The 20,819-nt window shown below is 60.1% G+C and carries 22 protein-coding genes; 15 read left to right on the top strand and 7 right to left on the bottom strand.

Features of this window, described 5'->3' with window-relative positions; all coding sequences use genetic code 11:
* Nucleotide 1 precedes the first annotated feature (1 nt).
* Nucleotides 2-1,246 carry a hypothetical protein gene (locus ACESMW_RS12185; RefSeq protein WP_372987301.1) on the top strand — a complete coding sequence of 415 codons (1,245 nt, stop codon included), beginning with the start codon at nucleotides 2-4 and terminating at the stop codon, nucleotides 1,244-1,246.
* Nucleotides 1,247-1,275: 29 nt separating this feature from the next.
* On the opposite strand, the gene dauA is transcribed toward ACESMW_RS12185, so the two are convergent.
* Nucleotides 1,276-3,006, bottom strand: a complete 1,731-nt coding sequence (gene dauA, locus ACESMW_RS12190) for a C4-dicarboxylic acid transporter DauA (RefSeq protein WP_372987302.1) — start codon at nucleotides 3,004-3,006, stop codon at nucleotides 1,276-1,278.
* A 120-nt stretch (nucleotides 3,007-3,126) separates the two neighbouring features.
* Here dauA and ACESMW_RS12195 point away from each other — a divergent pair, with 120 nt between their 5' ends.
* Both ACESMW_RS12195 and ACESMW_RS12200 read left to right on the top strand, forming a co-directional pair.
* Complete coding sequence (locus ACESMW_RS12195) at nucleotides 3,127-3,309, top strand: CopG family transcriptional regulator (protein WP_372987303.1); 183 nt, start codon at nucleotides 3,127-3,129, stop codon at nucleotides 3,307-3,309.
* 83 nt (nucleotides 3,310-3,392) lie between these two features.
* A complete protein-coding gene (locus tag ACESMW_RS12200; RefSeq protein ID WP_372987304.1) occupies nucleotides 3,393-4,331 on the top strand; it encodes a ChaN family lipoprotein in 939 nt (312 codons plus the stop codon).
* A 4-nt stretch (nucleotides 4,332-4,335) separates the two neighbouring features.
* On the opposite strand, the gene ACESMW_RS12205 is transcribed toward ACESMW_RS12200, so the two are convergent.
* A complete protein-coding gene (locus tag ACESMW_RS12205) occupies nucleotides 4,336-4,863 on the bottom strand; it encodes a macro domain-containing protein (protein WP_372987305.1) in 528 nt (175 codons plus the stop codon).
* 98 nt (nucleotides 4,864-4,961) lie between these two features.
* Between ACESMW_RS12205 and ACESMW_RS12210 the strand changes: the two genes are divergently transcribed.
* Nucleotides 4,962-5,672: an SIMPL domain-containing protein gene (locus ACESMW_RS12210; protein ID WP_372987306.1), complete on the top strand. Its 711-nt coding sequence runs from the start codon at nucleotides 4,962-4,964 to the stop codon at nucleotides 5,670-5,672.
* 16 nt (nucleotides 5,673-5,688) lie between these two features.
* Here ACESMW_RS12210 and ACESMW_RS12215 read toward each other — a convergent pair whose 3' ends face one another.
* The gene (locus ACESMW_RS12215; RefSeq protein WP_372987307.1) at nucleotides 5,689-6,756 is read right to left on the bottom strand and encodes a beta-N-acetylglucosaminidase domain-containing protein; all 1,068 of its coding nucleotides are present in this window, start codon (nucleotides 6,754-6,756) and stop codon (nucleotides 5,689-5,691) included.
* Between the two features lie 138 nt (nucleotides 6,757-6,894).
* Here ACESMW_RS12215 and ACESMW_RS12220 point away from each other — a divergent pair, with 138 nt between their 5' ends.
* The 6 genes from ACESMW_RS12220 to ACESMW_RS12245 all read left to right on the top strand — a co-directional run bounded on the left by ACESMW_RS12220 (nucleotide 6,895) and on the right by ACESMW_RS12245 (nucleotide 13,095).
* Complete coding sequence (locus ACESMW_RS12220) at nucleotides 6,895-7,353, top strand: ATPase (RefSeq protein ID WP_372987308.1); 459 nt, start codon at nucleotides 6,895-6,897, stop codon at nucleotides 7,351-7,353.
* 141 nt (nucleotides 7,354-7,494) lie between these two features.
* Nucleotides 7,495-8,571, top strand: coding sequence for a TRAP transporter substrate-binding protein (locus ACESMW_RS12225; RefSeq protein WP_372987309.1), 1,077 nt, complete (start codon nucleotides 7,495-7,497; stop codon nucleotides 8,569-8,571).
* 104 nt (nucleotides 8,572-8,675) lie between these two features.
* Nucleotides 8,676-9,221, top strand: a complete 546-nt coding sequence (locus ACESMW_RS12230; protein WP_372987310.1) for a TRAP transporter small permease subunit — start codon at nucleotides 8,676-8,678, stop codon at nucleotides 9,219-9,221.
* Nucleotides 9,218-10,513 carry a TRAP transporter large permease subunit gene (locus ACESMW_RS12235; protein ID WP_372987311.1) on the top strand — a complete coding sequence of 432 codons (1,296 nt, stop codon included), beginning with the start codon at nucleotides 9,218-9,220 and terminating at the stop codon, nucleotides 10,511-10,513. Before ACESMW_RS12230 ends, ACESMW_RS12235 begins: the two co-directional genes overlap by 4 nt.
* A 141-nt stretch (nucleotides 10,514-10,654) precedes the next feature.
* On the top strand, nucleotides 10,655-11,968 hold the full coding sequence (locus tag ACESMW_RS12240; protein WP_372987312.1) for a class I SAM-dependent methyltransferase: 1,314 nt from the start codon (nucleotides 10,655-10,657) through the stop codon (nucleotides 11,966-11,968).
* The gene (locus ACESMW_RS12245) at nucleotides 11,968-13,095 is read left to right on the top strand and encodes an NAD(P)/FAD-dependent oxidoreductase (RefSeq protein ID WP_372987313.1); all 1,128 of its coding nucleotides are present in this window, start codon (nucleotides 11,968-11,970) and stop codon (nucleotides 13,093-13,095) included. Before ACESMW_RS12240 ends, ACESMW_RS12245 begins: the two co-directional genes overlap by 1 nt.
* A 50-nt stretch (nucleotides 13,096-13,145) precedes the next feature.
* On the opposite strand, the gene ACESMW_RS12250 is transcribed toward ACESMW_RS12245, so the two are convergent.
* Nucleotides 13,146-13,619 carry a Dps family protein gene (locus ACESMW_RS12250; RefSeq protein ID WP_372987314.1) on the bottom strand — a complete coding sequence of 158 codons (474 nt, stop codon included), beginning with the start codon at nucleotides 13,617-13,619 and terminating at the stop codon, nucleotides 13,146-13,148.
* Between the two features lie 221 nt (nucleotides 13,620-13,840).
* On the opposite strand from ACESMW_RS12250, the gene ACESMW_RS12255 reads away from it, so the two are divergent.
* A complete protein-coding gene (locus ACESMW_RS12255) occupies nucleotides 13,841-14,104 on the top strand; it encodes a DUF2061 domain-containing protein (RefSeq protein WP_372987315.1) in 264 nt (87 codons plus the stop codon).
* A 17-nt stretch (nucleotides 14,105-14,121) separates the two neighbouring features.
* Here ACESMW_RS12255 and ACESMW_RS12260 read toward each other — a convergent pair whose 3' ends face one another.
* A complete protein-coding gene (locus tag ACESMW_RS12260; RefSeq protein WP_372987316.1) occupies nucleotides 14,122-15,564 on the bottom strand; it encodes a dihydrolipoyl dehydrogenase in 1,443 nt (480 codons plus the stop codon).
* Nucleotides 15,565-15,749: 185 nt separating this feature from the next.
* Here ACESMW_RS12260 and ACESMW_RS12265 point away from each other — a divergent pair, with 185 nt between their 5' ends.
* Nucleotides 15,750-16,421 carry a LysE family transporter gene (locus ACESMW_RS12265; protein ID WP_372987317.1) on the top strand — a complete coding sequence of 224 codons (672 nt, stop codon included), beginning with the start codon at nucleotides 15,750-15,752 and terminating at the stop codon, nucleotides 16,419-16,421.
* On the opposite strand, the gene ACESMW_RS12270 is transcribed toward ACESMW_RS12265, so the two are convergent.
* Complete coding sequence (locus ACESMW_RS12270; protein WP_372987318.1) at nucleotides 16,366-17,418, bottom strand: 3-deoxy-7-phosphoheptulonate synthase; 1,053 nt, start codon at nucleotides 17,416-17,418, stop codon at nucleotides 16,366-16,368. The genes ACESMW_RS12265 and ACESMW_RS12270 overlap by 56 nt on opposite strands.
* Before the next feature lie 353 nt (nucleotides 17,419-17,771).
* Between ACESMW_RS12270 and ACESMW_RS12275 the strand changes: the two genes are divergently transcribed.
* Nucleotides 17,772-18,569 carry a secretin N-terminal domain-containing protein gene (locus ACESMW_RS12275; protein ID WP_372987319.1) on the top strand — a complete coding sequence of 266 codons (798 nt, stop codon included), beginning with the start codon at nucleotides 17,772-17,774 and terminating at the stop codon, nucleotides 18,567-18,569.
* Between the two features lies 1 nt (nucleotide 18,570).
* Here the strand turns inward: ACESMW_RS12275 and ACESMW_RS12280 are convergent, their stop codons facing one another.
* Complete coding sequence (locus ACESMW_RS12280) at nucleotides 18,571-19,074, bottom strand: DnaJ domain-containing protein (RefSeq protein WP_372987320.1); 504 nt, start codon at nucleotides 19,072-19,074, stop codon at nucleotides 18,571-18,573.
* A 274-nt stretch (nucleotides 19,075-19,348) separates the two neighbouring features.
* On the opposite strand from ACESMW_RS12280, the gene ACESMW_RS12285 reads away from it, so the two are divergent.
* Both ACESMW_RS12285 and ACESMW_RS12290 read left to right on the top strand, forming a co-directional pair.
* A complete protein-coding gene (locus tag ACESMW_RS12285) occupies nucleotides 19,349-20,452 on the top strand; it encodes an efflux RND transporter periplasmic adaptor subunit (RefSeq protein ID WP_372987321.1) in 1,104 nt (367 codons plus the stop codon).
* Nucleotides 20,452-20,819 (top strand): efflux RND transporter permease subunit (locus ACESMW_RS12290; RefSeq protein WP_372987322.1); only part of this gene is annotated, 368 nt, incomplete at its 3' end. The genes ACESMW_RS12285 and ACESMW_RS12290, both read left to right, overlap by 1 nt.

The following is a 20,819-nucleotide window of genomic DNA, read 5'->3' on the forward strand; positions in this document are numbered from 1 at the left end:
CATGGAAGCCTCAGCTATTCCCACTTTGAAATCAACAGGCTGGGTATCCGTTTTGTCGATTCTGGTGATGCTGCCGGTAATCGGCCGGGCAGATACCGGTCAGATTGCCCAGCCGTGGCGGGCCGAGGCTGTGGTGGAGGGCCGGGACGAAGCCTACGACAAGGAGCGGTTTCTGAATGAACTCACGTTCCGGCACAGCCAGCCCATACCCACTGTGGTCGATAACGGTATCCGCGGCACCGGCGGCAGTGTCAGTAGCCGCCGGCTCTATTACGATTTCCGTTTTCGCCAGGACTTCGGATTCCGGGATGACCGCAACGGCTTCCTGCTGGACATCCAGCGCAGCGAGGATCTGGACGGGGCCTATCAGCGTCAGCTGGTGGGATTCCGGCAGGCGGTAACCGACGATACCGAACTCTGGCTGCAGGGCGACGTGTATTCGGACAAGTCCCTGTCCGACGTCTATTTCAGCGCCCGCCACCGGGTCGCCAACAACCACTGGATTCATGCCAGCTGGATCCTCCCGGACGCCTACTTCAACAGCAAGACCGACTCCCCCGACGAGTTCGAGACTTTCCCCCACTCCTGGTTTATCCAGTGGCACCGAGGTGGTGTCGAGCCGGACCTGGGCACGACGGTATCCATGACCCTGACGCCCGAATCCTCCTTCATCAGCCGGCAGGAAAGCCTGCAGGTGGACAGCGAAAGTGTCCGGGCCGCCTTCAGCCATCGCCAACAGGTCGCTAACTGGCGGATCGCACTGGAGCTGGACGGGGAGCGCACCCGACGGGATTACCGGCTGTTTGCCGAGGGCGAGGGCCGGAGCACCGGTTTCGACCGCAACCATCTCCAGTTGCTGGCCGGAGCAACCTTCACCGCTCACCGATTGCAGCCAGGGTTCGGGATTGCCTACCGGGATCTGAACGAGCAAGGCTTTTTCGGCCGGGCCCTGAACGAAGAGGGCCGGATTCGCCGGCGTGAACCGACGGTTTTCGGGGAGTTCTCCCTGCCTCTCACGCCCGGTGTAAGCCTGCGACCGGCGGTGTACCTGGGACACGCCCACATTCGGCAGAGCTTTGAAGAGGAAACAGACAGGGATTTTGACGGCTTTATTGGAAAACTGGCATTGCCCTTCGAGATGCTTCTCTCCCGCCAAAACGGAGCCGTACTGACCCTGAACCCGACGTTCTACTTGCACGAATCGGAATTCGGTGGCGGCAACCTGCAACTACACTGGCCGCTGTAACTACGACCTCGATCCGTAGAGACAGCCCTTCATCCCTTCTCGGCCCGCACCGCAGCAAGAGCCGCATCGAGAGTCGGATAGAACCGGCTGACCCCCTCCTCCGGCTTGATACCGGCCCTGGCCAGGGTCTTCAGGGGCTGGAACTGCAGGTCGGCAATAACCACCTGGCTGCCACTGTCTCGGCAGGTATCGATCAGTTTGGTCAGTGCGGAAAGACCACCGGCATCCAGGATGGTGACGCCGTCCATATAGAGAACAAAGCCCCGGGCCTGGCGTGACAACTCCGCCAGCTCCCCGAAAATCCGGTCAGCAGCGGCAAAGAACAGCGGCCCGTTGATCTTGAATACCTGCCAGCCCTCAGGCAGCTCCTCCCGGGCGATACGCCCGCTTTTGGTGATGTCGGTTACCCGGGTCATCTGCGCCATTTCGCGCATGAACAGCACCGCCGCCAGCAGGACGCCGGTAGTAATGGCTATCACCATATCCAGGGCCACGGTCAGGCCAAAACAGGTCAGAAACACCAGCACGTCACTGCGGGGGGCGGTTTTCAGCAGGTGCACGGCCTTGGGTGCCTCGCTCATATTCCAGGCCACCATCACCAGCAAGGCGGCCATGGCCGGCATCGGCAGGTAGGCGAGCACCCCCGCCAGCGAGACCAGCGCCAGCAACACGACACCGGCATGGATCATCGCCGCCACCGGGGATTCGGCACCGGCACGGAAGTTGGCGGCGGAGCGGGCAATGGCGGCGGTCGCGGTAATCCCGCCGAAGAAAGGTACCACCATGTTGCCCAGGCCCTGCCCCATGAGCTCACTGTTGGCGCTGTGCCGCTTCCCGGACATGCCATCAAGGACCACCGCACACAGCAGCGATTCGATCGCCCCCAGCATGGCGATGGCAAAAGCGGCGGGCAACAACTCCCGCAGTAAATCCCACGAAAACCCCAGGGGCTGGCCGTCAGGCCCCGGTTGCTGCCAGGGCCAGGCAAACTCCGGGATGAACGGCGGAATACCCGCGCCCTCGGTACCACCGGGCAGCAGATAACTGAAACGGGAACCGATGGTCTCGATTTCCGCACCGCTGGCATTGAACCACAGCGCAAGACCGCTTCCGATCAGGACTGCCGGCAGGTGCGCCGGCACCGGCGTACGCAGGCGCGGCCAGATCAGCATGACCGCCAGGGTGGCAACCGCCACCAGGGTGCTCATGCCATCCACGGCAGGCAAAGCCTCCGCCAGCACAGCCAGTTTGTCCCAGTAATGTTCCGGCATCGCCGCCACCGGCAGGCCGAAAAAGTCCTTCACCTGCAGGGTCGCAATGACCACCGCGATGCCGCCGGTAAATCCCAGGGTGACCGACTCGGGGATATACTCGATGAACCGGCCCAACCGCATGAGGGCCATGATCACCAGGAGGATGCCGGACATCAGGGTCGCCAGTAACAATCCACCCAGCCCGTATTCCTGGGCAATGGGATAGAGGATGACCACAAACGCCGCGGTCGGGCCGGAAATGCTGTAACGGCTGCCGCCGGTCAGGGCAATGATGAAACCGGCAATGAACGCGGTATAAAGACCATACTGGGGCGCGACGCCACTGGCGATGGCCAGGGCCATGGCCAGGGGAATCGCGATGATCCCCACGGTAATGCCCGCCATCACGTCCCGGCCGAAGCGTCGCCCGGTATACCGCTCGTTCACACAGGCCTCGCGGAAGGCATGGGCAATTCGCAGGGAGAACAGATGGGCGCGATGAGGCATGAACGGTAACTCGACTTCTGGAATGAATTGTTTACATTATATGCTCATAATCTGTACATTCAATGTTAATCAAATTAACATGCCAACGATTCAATCGCTGAAACAGGGTCCCAACACACCATGGAAAACCGCACCGCTCGGCTGACACTCCTGATCGATCCGGAAAAGAAAGCCGCGTTTGAAGCCCTCTGCAAGCAGGAAGACGTCACTCCCTCCCAGAAGGTCCGACAGTTCATCCGCGAATACGTGGAATCGAAACTGGGGCCGGACTGGCGGGAACAGGAACAGCAGAAAACCGACTGAGCCAAAGGTCGTATACTCTGGTTATGAAACTTTGCCTGTCTGCCCTGTCCCTGATACTGCTATCCGTCACCGGATGTGTTGCCATGCCTTCTGAACAGAACCCCGTTACGCCGCCCGAGAGCCAGTATGACGCCCGCGTGTTCGACGCGGAAAACGGCACACCGCTGACCGTAGAAAAGCTCGCCGAACGACTGGCCGACACCGATGTCGTGGTGGTGGGTGAGTATCACGGCCACCATGCCTCACATCTGTTGCAGGCTCGCCTCCAGCAGGCCCTGTTTCGTCAGAACCCCCAACAGGTCCTGACCATGGAGCAGTTCAACGTGGATCATCAGGACGTTCTCGACCGTTTCCTGACGGGAGACCTTGGCGAGACCGAGATGATCGAGGACGCCGAAGCCTGGAACAATTACCGGGCCTCCTACCGCCCGCTGGTGGAGTTTGCCCGGCAACAACAGCTACCGGTGATTGCCGCCAACGCCCCGGCAGATGTGGTTCGATGCGTTGGCCGCAAAGGCCCTGGCTACCTGAAGGCCCTGGCCCCCGAAACCCGGGCACTGCTGCCCGAGACTCCCTTTCTCGACACGCCGGCCTACAAGGAAAAATTTGTCGGGGCCATCGGTGGCAGCCACGGCCTAGAGGATGGCGAGCTTTCGGAGCGCATGCGCAACACCTATCATGCCCAGCTGCTCCGTGATAACACCATGGCCAGCGCCATTCTGGACGCGCGGTCAAATCACCCCGGCCATCAGATCCTGCATACCACCGGCACTTTCCACAGCGAGGAGCGGCTCGGCACGGTGGCCGTGCTGGAGCAACGCGCACCCGGGCTCTCCATCGCCGTGATTACGCCGGTGTTCTGGCCGGATGAGGAAGACAATGTGCCGCTGGCAGCCAACCGCTCCAAGGGCGACTATCTGTACTTCATCCAGTCCCTGCCCGAGGAATTCCGCGATCCGGAGCGCGAGCGCAAGGCCATGCAGGCCCGGTTCGCCGACCGGAAGTCCGTCGACTGTGAATAACCCTTCAGGTTCCGGGCGAATCCGCAGCCAACGCCGCCCGGAACACTTCAAGGTCGTCCTCGCTGAACAGCACCAACCGGATCAGACGCACTGAGCTGAGCCCTGGCGCGGCCTTTCGGATGGCGTTCACCGCAACCCTGGCGGCCTCCTCAATCGGATAACCGGACACTCCTGTCGAGATCGCGGGAAAGGCGATGGACGACAGGCCATGACGGTCTGCCAACTCAAGGGCGTTGCGGTAGCAATCCGCCAACAGCTCATCCGACGGTGTATCGACACCATAAACCGGCCCCAGACAGTGGATTACATGACGGTTGGGCAAATCATGACCACCGCTGATCACCGCCTGCCCCGGCTCGATAGGCGCCAGCTGCCGGCACTCCTGCGCCAGTCCGGGGCCGGCCGCCGAGTGAATGGCGCCGGCCACGCCACTGCCCGGCATCAGCCGTGCGTTGGCGGCATTGACGATGGCATCAATATCCGGCTGATTGGCAATATTGCCCCGCACACATTCAATGGAAACCTGTGTCATGAAACTCCCCTTTTCCGGCTCTCCGGTTCCCGGTAGTCTTGCCTGATAGTCAGGATAGCAGGCCTGCAAGCGAGGGCCTCGGAATACAAGGAGCGGGTATGAAAGTTGTCTCGGCATTGATTCTCGGCATCAGCACCATTATCGCCGCCTCGCTGCTCAGCGACGGCCTGACCGGGCTGCGCACGGCCGACCGGTTTGTCACCGTCAAGGGCGTTGCGGAACAGGAAGTGCGGGCGGATCTGGCGCTCTGGCCCATTCGTTTCGTGGCCACGGGTGAGACTCTCAATCAGGCCCAGGAGCGGGCCCGTGCCAGCCGGGATGCCATCATGGCCTTCCTCAAATTACAGGCCATCGACGAAACCGCCGTGGAGCTGTTGCGACTGGATGTCACCGACACCCGGGCCAATCCCTATCCCGGCAACAACACCGAGCAGAAGTTCATCATCAACCAGACCCTGATGGTGCGCAGCGCGGACATCGACCGTATTCGCCAGGCCGCCCAGAATGTCAGTGACCTGGTGGACTCCGGCGTGGTGCTCTCTTCCGATTACGGTCCTGGCGGCCCCACCTACCTGTTCAGCGGCCTGAACGAGATCAAACCGGCCATGATTGCCGAGGCTACCGCTTCTGCCCGGGAAGCAGCCCTGCAGTTCGCCCGGGACGCCGACGCCGAACTGGGCGGCCTGCGCCGGGCCAACCAGGGCGTATTCCAGATCCTGGCCCGGGACCAGGATCCCGGCATCCGGGAGGACCAGCAGCCGGTCAAGACCGTGCGCGTGGTCTCCACCGTTGAATACTATCTGCACTGAGAATTGCCCGTCACAGTTACTGGGTCGCCACCATTTCATCGGTGACCCGGTATTCTCCCATCAGCCAGCGCATCACCTCGATGGCAGCAGGATGGTCGTAGGCGTCGTAGGTGTGTAACAAACTCTGGCGTTTCTCATCACTGATCCGCCCCAGACCACCGTCCTGCAGCACCAGCAGGTCAGCCTGCAACTGGTGGGCAAGCTCACTGCCCAGCAGCTCCCGGGCCGCATGCAGGAATGCCAGGCCATACTGGTAGTCCGGGCCCCGCCGGTAGGATTCAGCCAGGGTAATCGCGGGAATGGCGGTCAGGATCGGCTGCAGGGCGGGGTTGATACCATGGCCCGCCAAATGGGCGGCATTGGCTGCCGGCCTGCCCGTGAAGGCCCGCAAATGCAGGTGCTGGGACATCCGGTCGCCGTCGTTGACGGGGTAGTTGTCCCAGAGCACGGGTTTTCGTCCCAGCAGATCGCCCACCCGTTTCAGATGGCCCGGCGAAATTTCCCGGGAGCAGACTTCCTCTCCGGTCCAGAAGATATTGACGTCGCGATCAAGGACCCGGCCCAGCGTCACCAGGTAATCGGCGGGCCGGTCCCCGAACACACGGTCCAGCACCGGATCGTCCGAATAATAGCTAGGGCATACGCTGAGTCGGGGAATATCGGTATGGTCCCGGACCCACCGCACGATGTCGGCCTGGACTTGCGCCAGGTCCGGCGTGTCCGAGCGCATATCGTCAAACAGGATGGCAAGCTCGTCGAGGCCCAGCTTCTCCAGGCCCGCCAACTTCCGTTCCAACGCGCCGCGGGCCGCATCATCAAACCGATTGAAAATCTCATAGGGACTGAGCCCGACACCGAAGCGTACCCCGTGTTCCCGGCAGAACTGCCCGAAGGAGGCCAGCTCGGCGGCTTCTGCCGGTGGATGTGGCTCCTGCCACCGACGGCGCAGAAAGGGATCTGCCTTGGGGGCGTACAGATAGAATTCGTAGCCGTGGGGTGCCAGCGACTTCAGCAGGCTGCGACGTTCCTCCCAGCTCCAGAGGGGGCCGTAGAAACCTTCGATAATGCCCAGTGGTGTGGTCATGGTCGTCCTTCTCCCGCCCAGCGCCTGTTTACAGGACAGGCCTGGACAATATCGTTAAGCTGTTCCGTCATGTTACACCCGATTATTGACTAGACTCATCAATAGAAGATCCTTGGATCGAGGTAAACAGGAGTTGCCATGGAAATCAAAACCTTTGCCGACCTGATTGACTGGACCCGCCAGCTGCACGCTCATCTTGCCCGCTGCCTGAAGGAGTCCGCCGGACAACACCCGAATGAGCGGGCCAGCGCGCTGCTGGACTACATCAGCACCCACGAGAGCCTGCTTGAAAACGCGGTAGCGGAGTATGAAAGGCAGGCCGACCCGAAAGCGATGCGCACCAGGCTTTACGATTACGGTGTCCACAAGCCGATCGAACGCAACCGCACCTGCGACATCCACTACAAGGATCTCGACTTCGCCGGCATCGAAAAGGAGATCTTCGATTTCCACGATCAGGTCATGGATCTTTATGACTCGCTGATAGGCAAGGCCGAAATACCCGAGGCCAAGAGCCTGCTGGAGGATCTGAAAGCCCTCGAAGAACACGAGGCGATGCGTTTGGCCAGCCAGATTGGACGGATGGATGACGTCTAGTACGTACGACCTAAGTATAATGATCCAGACTAATTCGTTCCGTTCGGGCGCAATAATTGCTACCGTGAACTAACATATGGAGTTGTTCATCCCTACAGGGAACGAAACACCCCACAAAAACGACAAGAGGATAGAAGAGCAATGAAGATCCGTTCTGTTCTTTCGGCGGCTGTGCTGGCTGTGGCAACTACCTTTGCCGCCACGCAGGCGCACGCACAGGAAAAATTCAACCTCAGGCTGGCAGAGACCTGGGGCCCCAACTTCCCCATCTTCGGTGACACCACCAAGCGCTTTGCCGAGACCGTCGAGAAAATGTCCAACGGTCGCATCACCGTTCGCATCGACTCCGCCAACAAGCACAAGGCACCTCTGGGCGTCTTCGATATGGTCAAGGCCGGCCAGTACGACATGGGCCACTCCGCATCTTACTACTGGAAAGGCAAGGTTCCCGAGACCCTGTTCTTCACCAGCATGCCGTTCGGTATGAACGCCATGGAACAGTACGCCTGGTTCTACCACGGCGGCGGCATGGAACTGATGCAGGAAGTGTATGAGCCGCACAACATGCTGTCCTTCCCGGGCGGTAACACCGGCGTCCAGATGGGCGGCTGGTTCCGCAAGGAAATCAACTCCCTGGAAGACCTGCAGGGCCTGAAGATGCGTATCCCGGGCTTCGCCGGTGAAGTTTTCGCCGAGGTTGGCGTCAACCCGACCAACATCGCCCCGGGTGAGCTGTACACCGCACTGGAGCGAAACACCATCGACGCGGTTGAGTGGGTAGGTCCGGCCCTGGATCTGCGTCTGGGCTTCCAGCAGATCGCCGACTACTACTACACCGGTTGGCACGAGCCGGCCACCGAACTGCAGTTCCTGATCAACAAGCGGGTCTGGGAGAAGATGCCGGAAGATCTGCAGGAAATCATGCGTGTAGCCATGCGCACTGCTTCCTACGACATGCTGGTTCATTCCCAGCACGCCAATGCTGAAGCCTGGGCCAACATCAAGAAAGACTATCCGAACGTGCAGATCAAGCAGTTCCCGGATGACATCTTCCAGGCCATGTACGACGCCAACAAGAAGCTGCTCAACGAAGCCGCTGAAGACAGCGAAATGGCTGCCAAGATCATCGAATCCCAGCAAAGCTACCTGGAACAGAGCCGGGCTTACACCGAAATCTCTGAGCGGGCATATCTCAACACCATGGCCGAAGTCGAGTAAACTGGGGCCGTTATGATTGAGAGCCGGGATCGCTCTTCGAGTGGTCCCGGTTTTGTCGTTTCTAGCAACCGAGAAATACCAAACCGCTTTGCGGGGGATGTTCGATGGGGTTCATTATCAAACTGGACGAGGGTCTGGCCTGGCTCTCGAAAATCTGCGGCTGGATCGCCTGCGCGGCCATGATCCTGATGGCGGCGAACGTGTTCTATGATGTGGTCGCACGCTACGCATTCAACGAAGTCTCCATTGCCATGCAGGAAATGGAGTGGCACCTGTATTCAGTCGTATTTCTGCTGGGTATTCCCTATGCCCTGCGCACGGACGGGCATGTCCGGGTAGACGTGTTCTATACCAACTGGAGGGACAAGACCAAGGCCTGGGTCAACCTGATTGGTGCCATCATCTTTGTTATTCCGTTCGCCTATCTGATCGGCACCTACGGTTATAGCTTTGCCGTGGACTCCTACAATATGGGCGAAGGCAGTGGTGACCCGGGCGGGCTGCCGCACCGCTGGGTCATCAAGGCAGTCATTCCGTTCACCGCCGTGTTCATGGGGACCGCCGGTCTTAATATGGCGACTTTTGCGATCCGGGTACTCTCCGGTGAAAAGCGCTATGAAGTGGAACACAGTGGGGGAGGTCTCGCATGATCGGTATGATTATGTTCGGCGCGGCCCTGATCATGCTGATGCTGGGCTTCCCGGTGGCGTTCACCTTTGGCGGCGTTGCCCTGTTCTTCGGCATTTTCGCCGAGGGCATGGATTTGTTCGCGTTCATGCCGTACCGGATCATGAGCGTGATGCAGAACACCGTCCTGATGGCGGTTCCCCTGTTCATCTTCATGGGCGTCGTGCTGCAACGCACCAAACTGGCTGCGCAGCTACTAACCTCCATGGGCCGACTGTTTGGTGGCCTGCCCGGCGGCCTTGCCATCTCCACCATCCTGGTGGGCGCCCTGCTCGCCGCCTCCACCGGTGTGGTCGGCGCCAGCGTGGTGGCCATGGGCCTGATTTCCCTGCCGGTCATGCTGGCCCACAAGTACGACAAGCGCCTGGCTACCGGTACCATCTGCGCCTCCGGCACCCTGGGGCAAATCGTACCCCCCTCCATCATCCTGATCATTCTGGGTGACGTGCTGGGCCTGCCAGTTGGCGATCTGTTCAAGGCAGCGGTATGGCCCGGTGTGGTGCTGATCGGCCTGTACATCATCTATATCCTGGTCCTGACCCGCCTGAAACCAGAAACTGCTCCACCAATGCCGGAGGACCCGACCCGCTCACGCAGGCAGGAGATCGTCTCGGCCCTGCTGGCGATCATTCCGCCCCTGGCGCTGATTGTGGTGGTTCTGGGCTCAATCTTTACCGGTATTGCCACACCCACCGAATCCTCCGCCCTGGGCGGCGTAGGTGCGGTGGCACTGGCCATCATCTACAAGCAGTTCTCGTTCAAGATGGTGTGGGACGCGGCCAAGGACACCGTCAGCGTGACCGCCATGGTCTTCGCAATCCTGATCGGCGCGACCGCCTTCTCCATGGTGTTCAGCTACACCGGCGGTGACTATCTGCTCGAAGAATGGCTGATGATGCTGCCGGGCGAGCAGTGGGGCTTCATTATCCTGGCCATGGTAGTCATCCTGGTGCTGGGTTTCTTCATCGACTTCGTGGAGATTTCCTTCATCATCGTGCCGATCCTGGCACCCATAGCCGAAGCCATGGGCATCAACATGCTCTGGTTCGCCATCCTGATTGCCATGAACCTGCAGACCAGTTTCCTGACACCACCGTTCGGGTTCTCGCTGTTCTACCTGAAAGGGGTGGCGCCACCGGAAGTGAGGACCACGGATATCTACAAAGGCATCATCCCGTTCATTGCCATACAGATATTCGTGCTGGCGTTGATCGTCATCTTCCCGGAGTGGTTCGGGATGAGCGCAACCTACTGAGCCAGCGGCTCCCTGAAAACCGGGCTTTCGAGCCCGGTTTTTTTTATACCCGACCGGAACTAACATGACAATTTGTGATCGTTTTCTATACTGAACGGAAGTCACTCATTTCAGACAGGTAACCGAGGGAAGGGGAACCCCATGACTGAGAGTACTGCCCGGAAAACCGAACGATCGGAAAAAGAGCAGAAAGCCCACGTTCTGACCCTGCCACTGGCAGACACCCGGGTTGACCGCGAGCCGCACAGCTACGAACGCTGGCTGGTCACCAAGCTGATGCGCATGGCTGGTTCGCCGCCTGTGCGTTTCCGGCTCTGGAACGGTGATGTCATTGAGCCGGAGCAGCAGGAAGCCGGATTTACCCTGCACCTGAAGGATCCCAAGGCCCTGTATTCGCTGGTTGCCAACCCCAATCTGGCCTTCGGTGATTTGTACGCCGCCGGGAGGCTCGACGTGGAGGGTGACCTGCCGGACCTGATGGAAACCCTCTACCGGGCGGTCCATGCGGCACGTGAGAAATGGCCCCGGTGGCTGGACGCACTCTGGAAGAACCACAACCCCCGCTCCACCGGCATTTCCGAGGCCAAGGAAAACATCCACCACCATTACGATCTCGGCAACGAGTTCTACCAGCTCTGGCTGGACCGGGCGGAAATGCAGTACACCTGCGCCTACTACGAAGAACCGGACCTGACCCTGGAGCAGGCCCAGCTCGCCAAGCTGGAACATGTGTGTCGAAAGCTGCGCCTCAAGCCGGGCATGACCGTGGTTGAAGCCGGCTGTGGCTGGGGAGGCCTGGCCCGCTACATGGCCCGTAACTACGGCGTAAAAGTACACTCCTACAACATCTCCAGGGAACAGCTCGCCTACGCCCGGGAGGAATCAGCCCGCCAGGGGCTGGATGGACTGATCACCTATGTCGAGGACGACTATCGCAACATCGAGGGGCAGTACGACGCCTTTGTCTCCATCGGCATGCTCGAGCACGTGGGCAAGGAGAATTATCCGGCCCTGTCCGAGCTGATCAAACGCAGCCTCAAGCCCGACGGCATTGCCCTGCTCCACAGCATCGGCCGGAACCGGCCCATGCTGATGAACGCCTGGATCGAGAAAAGGATCTTCCCGGGCGCCTACCCGCCCAGCATTGGCGAGTTCATGGAGATCTGCGAACACAGCGATTTCTCGGTACTCGATGTGGAGAATCTCCGACTACATTACGCCCGGACGCTGACACACTGGATGGAACGATTCGAAGCCAGTCAGGACAAGGTCGCGGAAATGTACGACGAACACTTCACCCGGGCCTGGCGTCTCTACCTCGCCGGTTCCATTTCGGCCTTCCGGGCCGGGTCGCTGCAACTGTTCCAGGTGGTATTCACCCACGGAGGCAACAACCGGCTACCACAGAACCGGGGTGACCTGTACACCTTCCCGGCAGCGCCAGAGGAGGCCTGATGGATTATTACGATCTGATCATTGTCGGTGCCGGCCCCGCCGGCTCGACCCTGGCCAAGGCCCTCGAGAATACCGGTAAACGAATCCTGATTATCGACAAGCAGGACTTTCCCCGGGACAAGACCTGCGCGGGATGGGTGACTCCGGCGGTCATGAAAGAACTGGATATCGATCTGGCAGATTACGGTACCAGCCGGACCCTGCAGCCGATCCGCCGGTTCCGGATCGGCATGATGGGCCAGCCACCGGTGGAGAACGATCATGGCGAGGTGGTGAGTTACGGCATCCGCCGCTGCGAGTTTGATAATTACCTGCTGGACCGGGTGGCAATGGCCGACCGACAGCTGCGCACCCCGGTGAAATCCATCGAACGCCGGGACGGCAACTGGGTCATCAATGAGACCTGGGAGGCACCACTGATCGTCGGTGCCGGCGGCCACTTCTGCCCGGTTGCCCGGCTGCTGGGTGAAGGCCCGGGCAGCCACGAAACGGTGGTGGCAGCCAAAGAAGTCGAGTTCGAAATGACCGAAGAACAGGCCGGCCTCTGCCGGGCTCGGGGCGACACCCCGGAGCTCTGGTTCTGCCGGGATCTCAAGGGCTATGCCTGGGTATTCCGTAAGGGCAACTATCTCAATATCGGCCTCGGCCGTGAGGACAACCACAAGCTAACCGAACACCTTCAGGCTTTTGTTGAGGAAATGAAAACCAGCGGCCGCATCCCTGCGGACCTGCCCGGACGCTTCAAGGGCCATGCCTACCTGCTGTATGCCCATGCCGAGCGCCCGCTGGTCGACGACGGCGTGATCCTGATTGGCGATTCCGCCGGTCTGGCCTATACCCAGAGTGGCGAGGGCATCCGTCCGGCCGTGGAATCCGCCCTGCTCGCCGCCGAGGTGCTGCGCAAGACGACCGATTATTCCGCCTCATCCCTTCAGGTGTATGGCGATGCCATTGCCGAACGCTTTGGCAACCGGGCATCTGACACGGAACAGGGCTGGCAGGTACCGGACTGGGTGAAAATGCCGCTGGCAAGCACCCTGATGCGCTCCCACTGGTTTACCCGCAGGGTGGTGACCGAGAAGTGGTTCTTGCACCGGGAGGTGCCGCCGCTGGAAGTTGCGGTGTAAAGCACAGAAAATGGCGGCCCGGAGGCCGCCATTGTCAGGAAATGCCCTGCTTACTTACCGAGGTAACTCCGGTACATCCACACCGTCTTTTCCTGCTGCGATATATAGTCGCTCATCAGGGCAACGGTACCCTCGTCCTCGGCGTCTCCGGCCAGGCTCAGCAGGTTACGCTGCTTGCCGATGAGCTTGCCGAAGCTCTCCACGATGTTCTCCACCGCTTCGCGGCCATCGGAGACATCCTTGCGCTCGGGGATTTCAGAGCGTTCCATGTAAGTGCTGTAGGCATGGGCCGGACGGTGTCCGAGAGTAAGGACCCGCTCGGCGATTTCGTCGATTTTCAGGAGCAGGTCGTCATACAGCTCCTCGAACTTGGCGTGCAACTCGAAAAAGTTTTCACCCTTGATGTTCCAGTGATAGCCACGGACGTTCATGTAGAAGATCTGGTAGTTGGCCAACAGATCGTTCAGGGCGTCCGACAGTTCGACGGTTTTTCCACTATCAAGACCGATGAAGTTCTTGCTCATTACGTACCTCCTTGACGCTGATTGAAATCTTTAAGTCCCACTCTAAGCGGGGCAGTAAGATCCGTGAAGTTGTATCCGACAATCTCTTCCATAGTCCAGACTTATACAGCCAACGGTAAAGCTATAGTCCGGCGCTATCATTTTTCTTTAAACAATCTATTTAACAATAATTCTCACTTGCTCTTGAATGAAAACTGGAGACAACACATGCGGAGCGGATCATGAGTGCCTTGAAACTGTTCGTACACGACCATGGTTCCAGGGGTGACCAATCCTTGCTGAAGACAATCACCTTCGCCATCACCCACTTTACGGTTGCCTTTACAGTGGCTTATCTGCTGACCGGCGACATCATCGTGGGCAGCCTGATTGCCATGGTCGAACCGGCTATCAACACCGTGGCCTACTTCTTCCATGAGAAGATATGGGCTCGCCGCCTGCGTAATGCAAGGGGCTCACCGCACCATCAGCCAGGCACCTGCTGACTGCGATCGAGGGCCGGTCAAACTCCCGGCCCGCATTCCAGGCACTCATCGATCAACTCAGGCCCGATCTGGAGGTTCCGGTTCAGATCCTTGAGCGCGGTACGCAGCCCCTCCTCGATCACCGGATGGTAGTAGGGCATCGTCAGCATCTCGCTGACGGTCATCCGTTTCTGGGCGCACCAAGCCAGCAGATGGGCAATATGTTCCGCCGCCGGCCCGAACATTTCCGCCCCCATGAACAGGCCACTGCCATGCTCGCCATAGACCCGGAGAATGCCCCGGTTCTTGCCGATGACTCGGCTGCGCCCCTGATCGACAAAGGAAACCTCGCCCACCGCGAAACAGCCATGGCATTGCTTGTCGACCTGATCAATGGTCAAGCCCACCGAAGCAATCTGGGGATCGGTAAACACCACACCCAGGGGAACGTGGCGCAGCCCGGTACGCACATCCGGCCAGGCCGCAGCGTTGTCTCCCGCGATACGTCCCTCATCCGCAGCCTCGTGCAGCAGCGGGCGATCGTTGTTGGCGTCCCCGGCGATGAAGATATGACTGTCGCCGCAGCGCAGGGTGTACTCGTCGAACACCGGTGAACCCCGGTCATCCAGTTCGATTTCGGCATTCTGGATATCCAGGTTGTCTACGTTCGGCCGACGGCCGGTGGCTGCCAGCAGATAATCGAAGGTTTCGGCCACCGGTTCGCCCGAGCCGTTTTTGAAAGTCACGGTCACCCCTTCATCGGTCCGCTCGACATGGGTGACATCGGCATCCGGATCCAGCGGAAACTCCTGGTTGAAGATCTCCAGGGCACAGGCGCGGATGGCATCGTCCTGGATCGAGCCGATCGCACCGCCAACGCCGAACATTCGCACCCGCACACCGAGGCGGCTCAGGGCCTGCCCCAATTCCAGGCCGATCACCCCCGGCCCGAACACCGCCACCGAGTCCGGCAGGTCGTCCCAGTCGAAAAGGTCATCGTTGACGATGAGGCGGTCCTTCGCCTCCTTTAAAAAGCCCGGAATGTTTGGCCGGGAGCCGGTGGCGATGATGATGCGTTCGGCATGAACCTCCACGTCATCACCCACGATCAGGCGGTTGGGGTCGGCAAAGCGGGCATGGCCCATCAACCGATGGGGCTCCGGGAAGCCATTGACGGATTCCACCACCGACGAGACAAAGCGATCCCGCTCCTGGCGCACCCGCTCCATGACCCGACGGCCGTCAATCGCAACCTTTCCCGGCGAGATACCGAATTCCTCTGCCTCAACCATGGCATGAGCATGCTCTGCAGCGGCAATCAGCAACTTGCTGGGCATGCAGCCGACCCGGGCACAGGTTGTACCGTACTGCTCCCCCTCGATCAGGACGACCTTGTCTGTTGCCTTGCCGACCCTCTGGTAGGCCACCATGCCGGCCGTCCCCGCCCCGATGATCGCCACGTCCACTTCGTGCTTTTTCACAACATGCCTCCTCAACCGGCAAGCATCTGGCCGGGTTCAATGGATTTCCTGGCAGTCAGTTAATATCCAGTATAGAAGCAGCCCGGGGGCCAGCGTAAACCAAGAGATAAATCCCGACGGGACAGCCCTGGAAAAATGACCTACCCTTAGCGGTTTCTGCCAACAGGTTCGACGGGAGATAGCGAATGGTTCAGTACTGGCCAGAATTCCTGACCATTGTCGTGGCTCATCTGCTGGCCGTGGTCAGCCCCGGGCCGGATTTTGCGGTGATGCTCAGGCAGGCCCTGTGCCAGAGCCGGAGGAATGCATTATTGAGTGCCGCCGGCGTAGGCGCCGGCATTCTGGTTCATGTGACCTATTCCCTGCTGGGCATCGGTCTGCTGATCAAACAGTCGGTGATGCTGTTCAGCGTATTGAAAGTGGTCGGGGCCCTGTACCTGGCATGGATCGCCCTGCAGTGCCTCAGGGCCAGGGCCGGCAGCATCCATGTGGAGACCGGCAACGCTCCGGCACAGTCAGCCTTCGCGGCGTTGCGGCTCGGCTTTCTCACCAACGCCCTCAACCCCAAGGCAACGCTGTTCTTCGTGGCCCTGTTTTCGGTGGTGATCAGCCCCGGCACACCTCTGGTGGTGCAGGCGGGGTATGGTATCTATATGGCGGTGGCCACCGGCGTCTGGTTTGCCCTGGTGGCGGTGTTCTTCACCCTGCCCCGTGTCCGCCAGGCCTTCAATCGCTTTGGCCACTGGCTGGACCGGATCATGGGTGGGGTGTTGCTGGTTCTGGCTGCGCAACTGCTGCTGTCTACAGTGAGCGAATCAGAGCCTCTGTCTGCTCCCAGCCCAGGCACGGATCGGTGATCGAGCAGCCGTAGAGCAGCTCGCCACCATCATCCTGACGCCCCGGTTCCAGGAAGCTCTCCAGCATCAGCCCACGGATATGGGTGTTACCGGCCCGCCTTTGGGCCATGACTTCCCGGGCAATATCGATCTGGCGCTCCGCCTGTTTGCAGGCGTTGTCGTGGCTGCAGTCCACCATGATGGCAGTGGAGAGACCTGCCTTCTCCAGTCCTTCCACGGCAGCGGCAATGCTGTCCGCATCGTAGTTGGTCACGCCTCGGCCACCGCGGAGCACCAGATGGGTATCCGGGTTACCCCGGGTCGAGATCATCACCGGCGCCCCGGTGGCCGACACGCCCAGGTGATGGTGCGGATGGGCCGCGGATTTCATGGCATTGGTAGCGACCGCAATCCCGCCGTCAGTGCCGTTCTTGAAACCCACCGGCATAGGCAGACCGCTGACCATTTCCCGGTGGATCTGGGATTCCGTGGTGCGAGCCCCGATAGCACTCCAGCTGACCAGATCACCCAGATAATCCATGGCGAACGGACTGAGGGCCTCGGTGGCCACGGGCAACCCGAGCCCGGCCAGTTCCAGCAAAAGCCGGCGGGAACGCACCAACCCCTGCTGCAGGCCCCCTTCCCCGTTCCGCTCCGGATCGTACAGCAGGCCTTTCCAGCCCACGGTCGTCCGGGGCTTTTCCAGGTAGGCCCGCATCACGATCAGGAAACGGTCACTGACATCCTCGGCAAGCTGCTTGAGACGGCGACCGTAATCCAGCGCTGCCTGCTCATCGTGAATGGAACACGGCCCCATCACAATCAGGGTCCGGTCATCCCTGCCCTGCAGGATATTCCGGATCGCCTGTCGATAGCCCTGCACCTGAGCCAACAGATCCGGTCCTGCAGGAAACTCTCTGCGCAGTTGTTCCGGTGATGGCAGGGCAGTTTCCCGTCGGTGGCTGTCTGCTGCCGCGACAGCATCGTTCAGCGCATCGGCTTTCAGTGGCATGTTCATAGCGGTGTTCCCGTTTCCCTTGGTCAGAATCAAAAAAGCCCCGGCTGGGCTACCAGTCGGGGCTTTTTGAGTCCGGTGGCAGCCTGGGTTTCTGCCGGGCTGCCTTCCTCGTAATTCGTCGGATCAAAATCCTATGGGCGGCCCGGGTTCTGGCTAAAATAAAAGCCATAACCAAACCACCAAAAAAACACAGCCGCAACCGCAGCCATCGGTTTTACGCCGAAAGCTTGCAGAACATTCAATTGACAGGTCGCGTTTGTGGTCTTCATGCTTTTCAATATATACCTCCGGTTTCCGCCTTGGCAACCCGGAGACCGAAGTTTTTCCGTTTGCCGTTCATTTTCGGAGTGCCAATGCCATCGTTCCACGTCGCCTCCTGCCGTTTTCTGGCCCTGATTATCATGGTCGTGCCCTTCTGGTTGGCCTCCCTGTCTGCCCACGCCCAGACCGAGACCCGCAGTTACCAGCTGGACGCCCGCCCCGCTGAAGATGTGGCCGCCCAGAGTCGGGATCTGTATGCCGATTCACCGATCACGGTAACCGCCCGGGGACAGCGACTGATGGTGAGGGGCGAGCCCCGCCTGCTGGATGAAATCGGCACCCTGGTGGAATCACTGGACGTGGCCCCCGCTCAACTCCGGATCACGGTGAGAACCCGTGAGGAAGTCAGTGGCGAGCGCTCGGGGGCCGGCGTTTCGGCACGGGACGGGAACGTCGGTGTCACCGTGGAGCGCAGGAGTACCAGCACCGGCAGCAACCAGCAGCGGACCCTGATGGTCCAGGACGGCCAGACAGCCCACATCACTTCCGGCCAGGTCCGCACCCTGCCCATAGCCATTCGTGGGGGCCGGAATCCGGCAGCATTTCTCGAGCAGGTGGAAACCCGTAGCGGTTTTCTGGTCAGCCCCCAGGTCATTTCCAGTCAGGCCGTAGAACTCAACATCGTCTCTTTCGAGGAGGACCCGGCGCAGATCCAGGGCTATGAGACGGAAGCGCTGCTGACGATCCGGCGGGTCGAGCCCGGGCAATGGGTTTCCCTTGGCAGCATTATCAGGAGCAGCACGCGCAGTGGTAGCGGCATTGCCTATCAGGTGGAAAGTAACCGCTCCGGTAGCCGCAGTGTGGAGGTCAAAGTGGAAATTGTGCCCTGACTCAGGCCCCGGGCTTCTTCAGCAGCACCTGTTTGGCTTCGTTGATCTTGGCGGCGAGGTAGTCGTTGCCGCCCCGGTCCGGGTGCAGTTTCTGGATCAACCGGCGGTGGGCCGCGATGATATCTTCCCTCGGGCAGTCGGGCTCCACTCCGAGTATTTCACAAGCTTCGCGCTCCGACATATCACTGCCGGAGGGTTGGCTCCGGGCCGACTGCTGCCTCGAATCAACCTCCGGATCGGGGATCTCCCTGCCCATCATCCGGGCCAGCGCCGGGGCATATTTCAACAGGGCCGGCGCCTTGCGCAGCAGGGGAAGCACGGCCGCAATAGCAGCGGTAATGACATGAACCCGACCGGTCAGCACCATGAACAGCAACAGGGCGCCGCCGACCACCAGGACGCTCTTCCAGACGGCATCTTTTTTCTTTTCCGGCGTCAATGCGCCCCAGCGTTTGAGAATAACGAAAACGGCCGCGGCCAGCGCCAGGCCGAGAATCCACTGCATGGGCTAATCCCCTTTTGGCATGCGGTCGTAATTGTGTCACCTGCGATATGGAAAATACCAGTGTCGTGCAAACGGGGGTAGCGCGGTGCGTCCCCCGGACACTGCTTTTCGCTCTGCGTTCTGAATTTAGTCTTAAAGGCTGTCAAAACGGTGACAACCCCTTCCGTTTTTTTATAGGATGCTACGTTTTACGGAAAAAATAACCGCCTCCAATATCACCTGTGTTGATCCGAGGCATCAACACTCAATGGACACAGATTCCAGGGTCTGAACTATGCGCACTGCTTCCCGCTTCATCATTGTCATTATTTTTCTTGGCGTCGTCCTTGGTGGCATCTTTGGCTACAAGTTCTACCAGTTCGGCCAAATGAAGGAGCAAATGTCCCAGCCGCAACCGCCGGCCAAAATCTCGGCGACGGACGCCCGCGTCGAACAATGGACACCCTCCATCAAGGCCGTTGGCAGCATTGAAGCCATCAATGGCATCGAGATTGCCAACGAGGTGCCCGGTGTCATCGAGACCATCAACTTCGAATCCGGCGATACCGTCCAGCAGGGCGACGTGCTGATTCGCCTGAACGCGGAAATCGACGAGGCAGCGGTGCGCACACGACGGGCCGAAGCCCAGCTTGCGGAACAGGAATTCAAGCGGGTATCCGACCTCCTGCCCAAGCGCGCGGTGTCACAGTCCCAGTATGACCAGGCCAAGGCCAACTACGACGCCGCCCGGGCGCGGGTGAACGAGGCGGAAGCCCAGCTCAACAAAAAGATCATCCGGGCGCCGTTTGACGGCACGGTGGGCATCCGGATGGTGGACCAGGGTGAGTACATTGCCACCGGCACACCGATTGTCGAGATCAATATGCTCAACCCGATTTACGTGGACTACACCCTGTCCGAGAAGAACCTGCCCGATATCGCGACGGGCTTCCCGGTGAAAGCCACCGTGGCTGCGGTCCCGGACGCCGAGTTCGAGGGCGAGATCAGCGCCATCAACACCTCGGTGAACCCGGAAACCCGCACCGTTCGCGTTCGTGGCACCCTGAAGAATGATGAACAACTGCTGCGGCCGGGCATGTTTGCCACGATAATGACGCTTCAGCCGGTGGACAACGAAGTGGTGACTGTGCCCAGAACAGCCATTTCCTACAACACCTACGGCGACTTTGTGTTCGTGGTTGAGGAAAATGACAGCGGCGAGCTGGTGGTCAACCGCCGGACCGTCACTACCGGTCAGACCCGGGAAGGCCGGGTAGCCATCCTGTCCGGTCTGGAAGCCGGGGAAACCGTGGTGTCCAAGGCCCTGTTGCGACTGCGGGCCGGCCAGAAGGTAGAGATCCAGGATGACTCCGGGCAAACGCAGGAGGCGTCTGAATAATGCGATTTACCGACATATTCATCCACCGTCCGGTACTGTCGACGGTGGTCAGCCTGCTGATCCTGCTGCTCGGTGCCCGGGCCGCCATGGAAATGGAGATCCGGCAATATCCGGAACTCGAGAGCACCACGGTCACCGTTACCACGGCCTACCCCGGGGCCAGTTCCGACCTGATCAAGGGCTTCATCACCACGCCCCTGCAACAGGCCATCGCCGAAGCCAGTGGTATCGATTACCTGACCTCCACCAGCTCCCAGGGCGTCTCCACCATCGAAGCGAAGATGGAGCTGAACTATGACGCCAATGCCGCCCTGGCCGAGATCCAGGCCAAGGTGGCCAGTCAGCGCAATGTGCTCCCGGCCGAGGC

This window comes from Marinobacter sp. (genome assembly GCF_041690455.1).
Lineage (GTDB): Bacteria > Pseudomonadota > Gammaproteobacteria > Pseudomonadales > Oleiphilaceae > Marinobacter.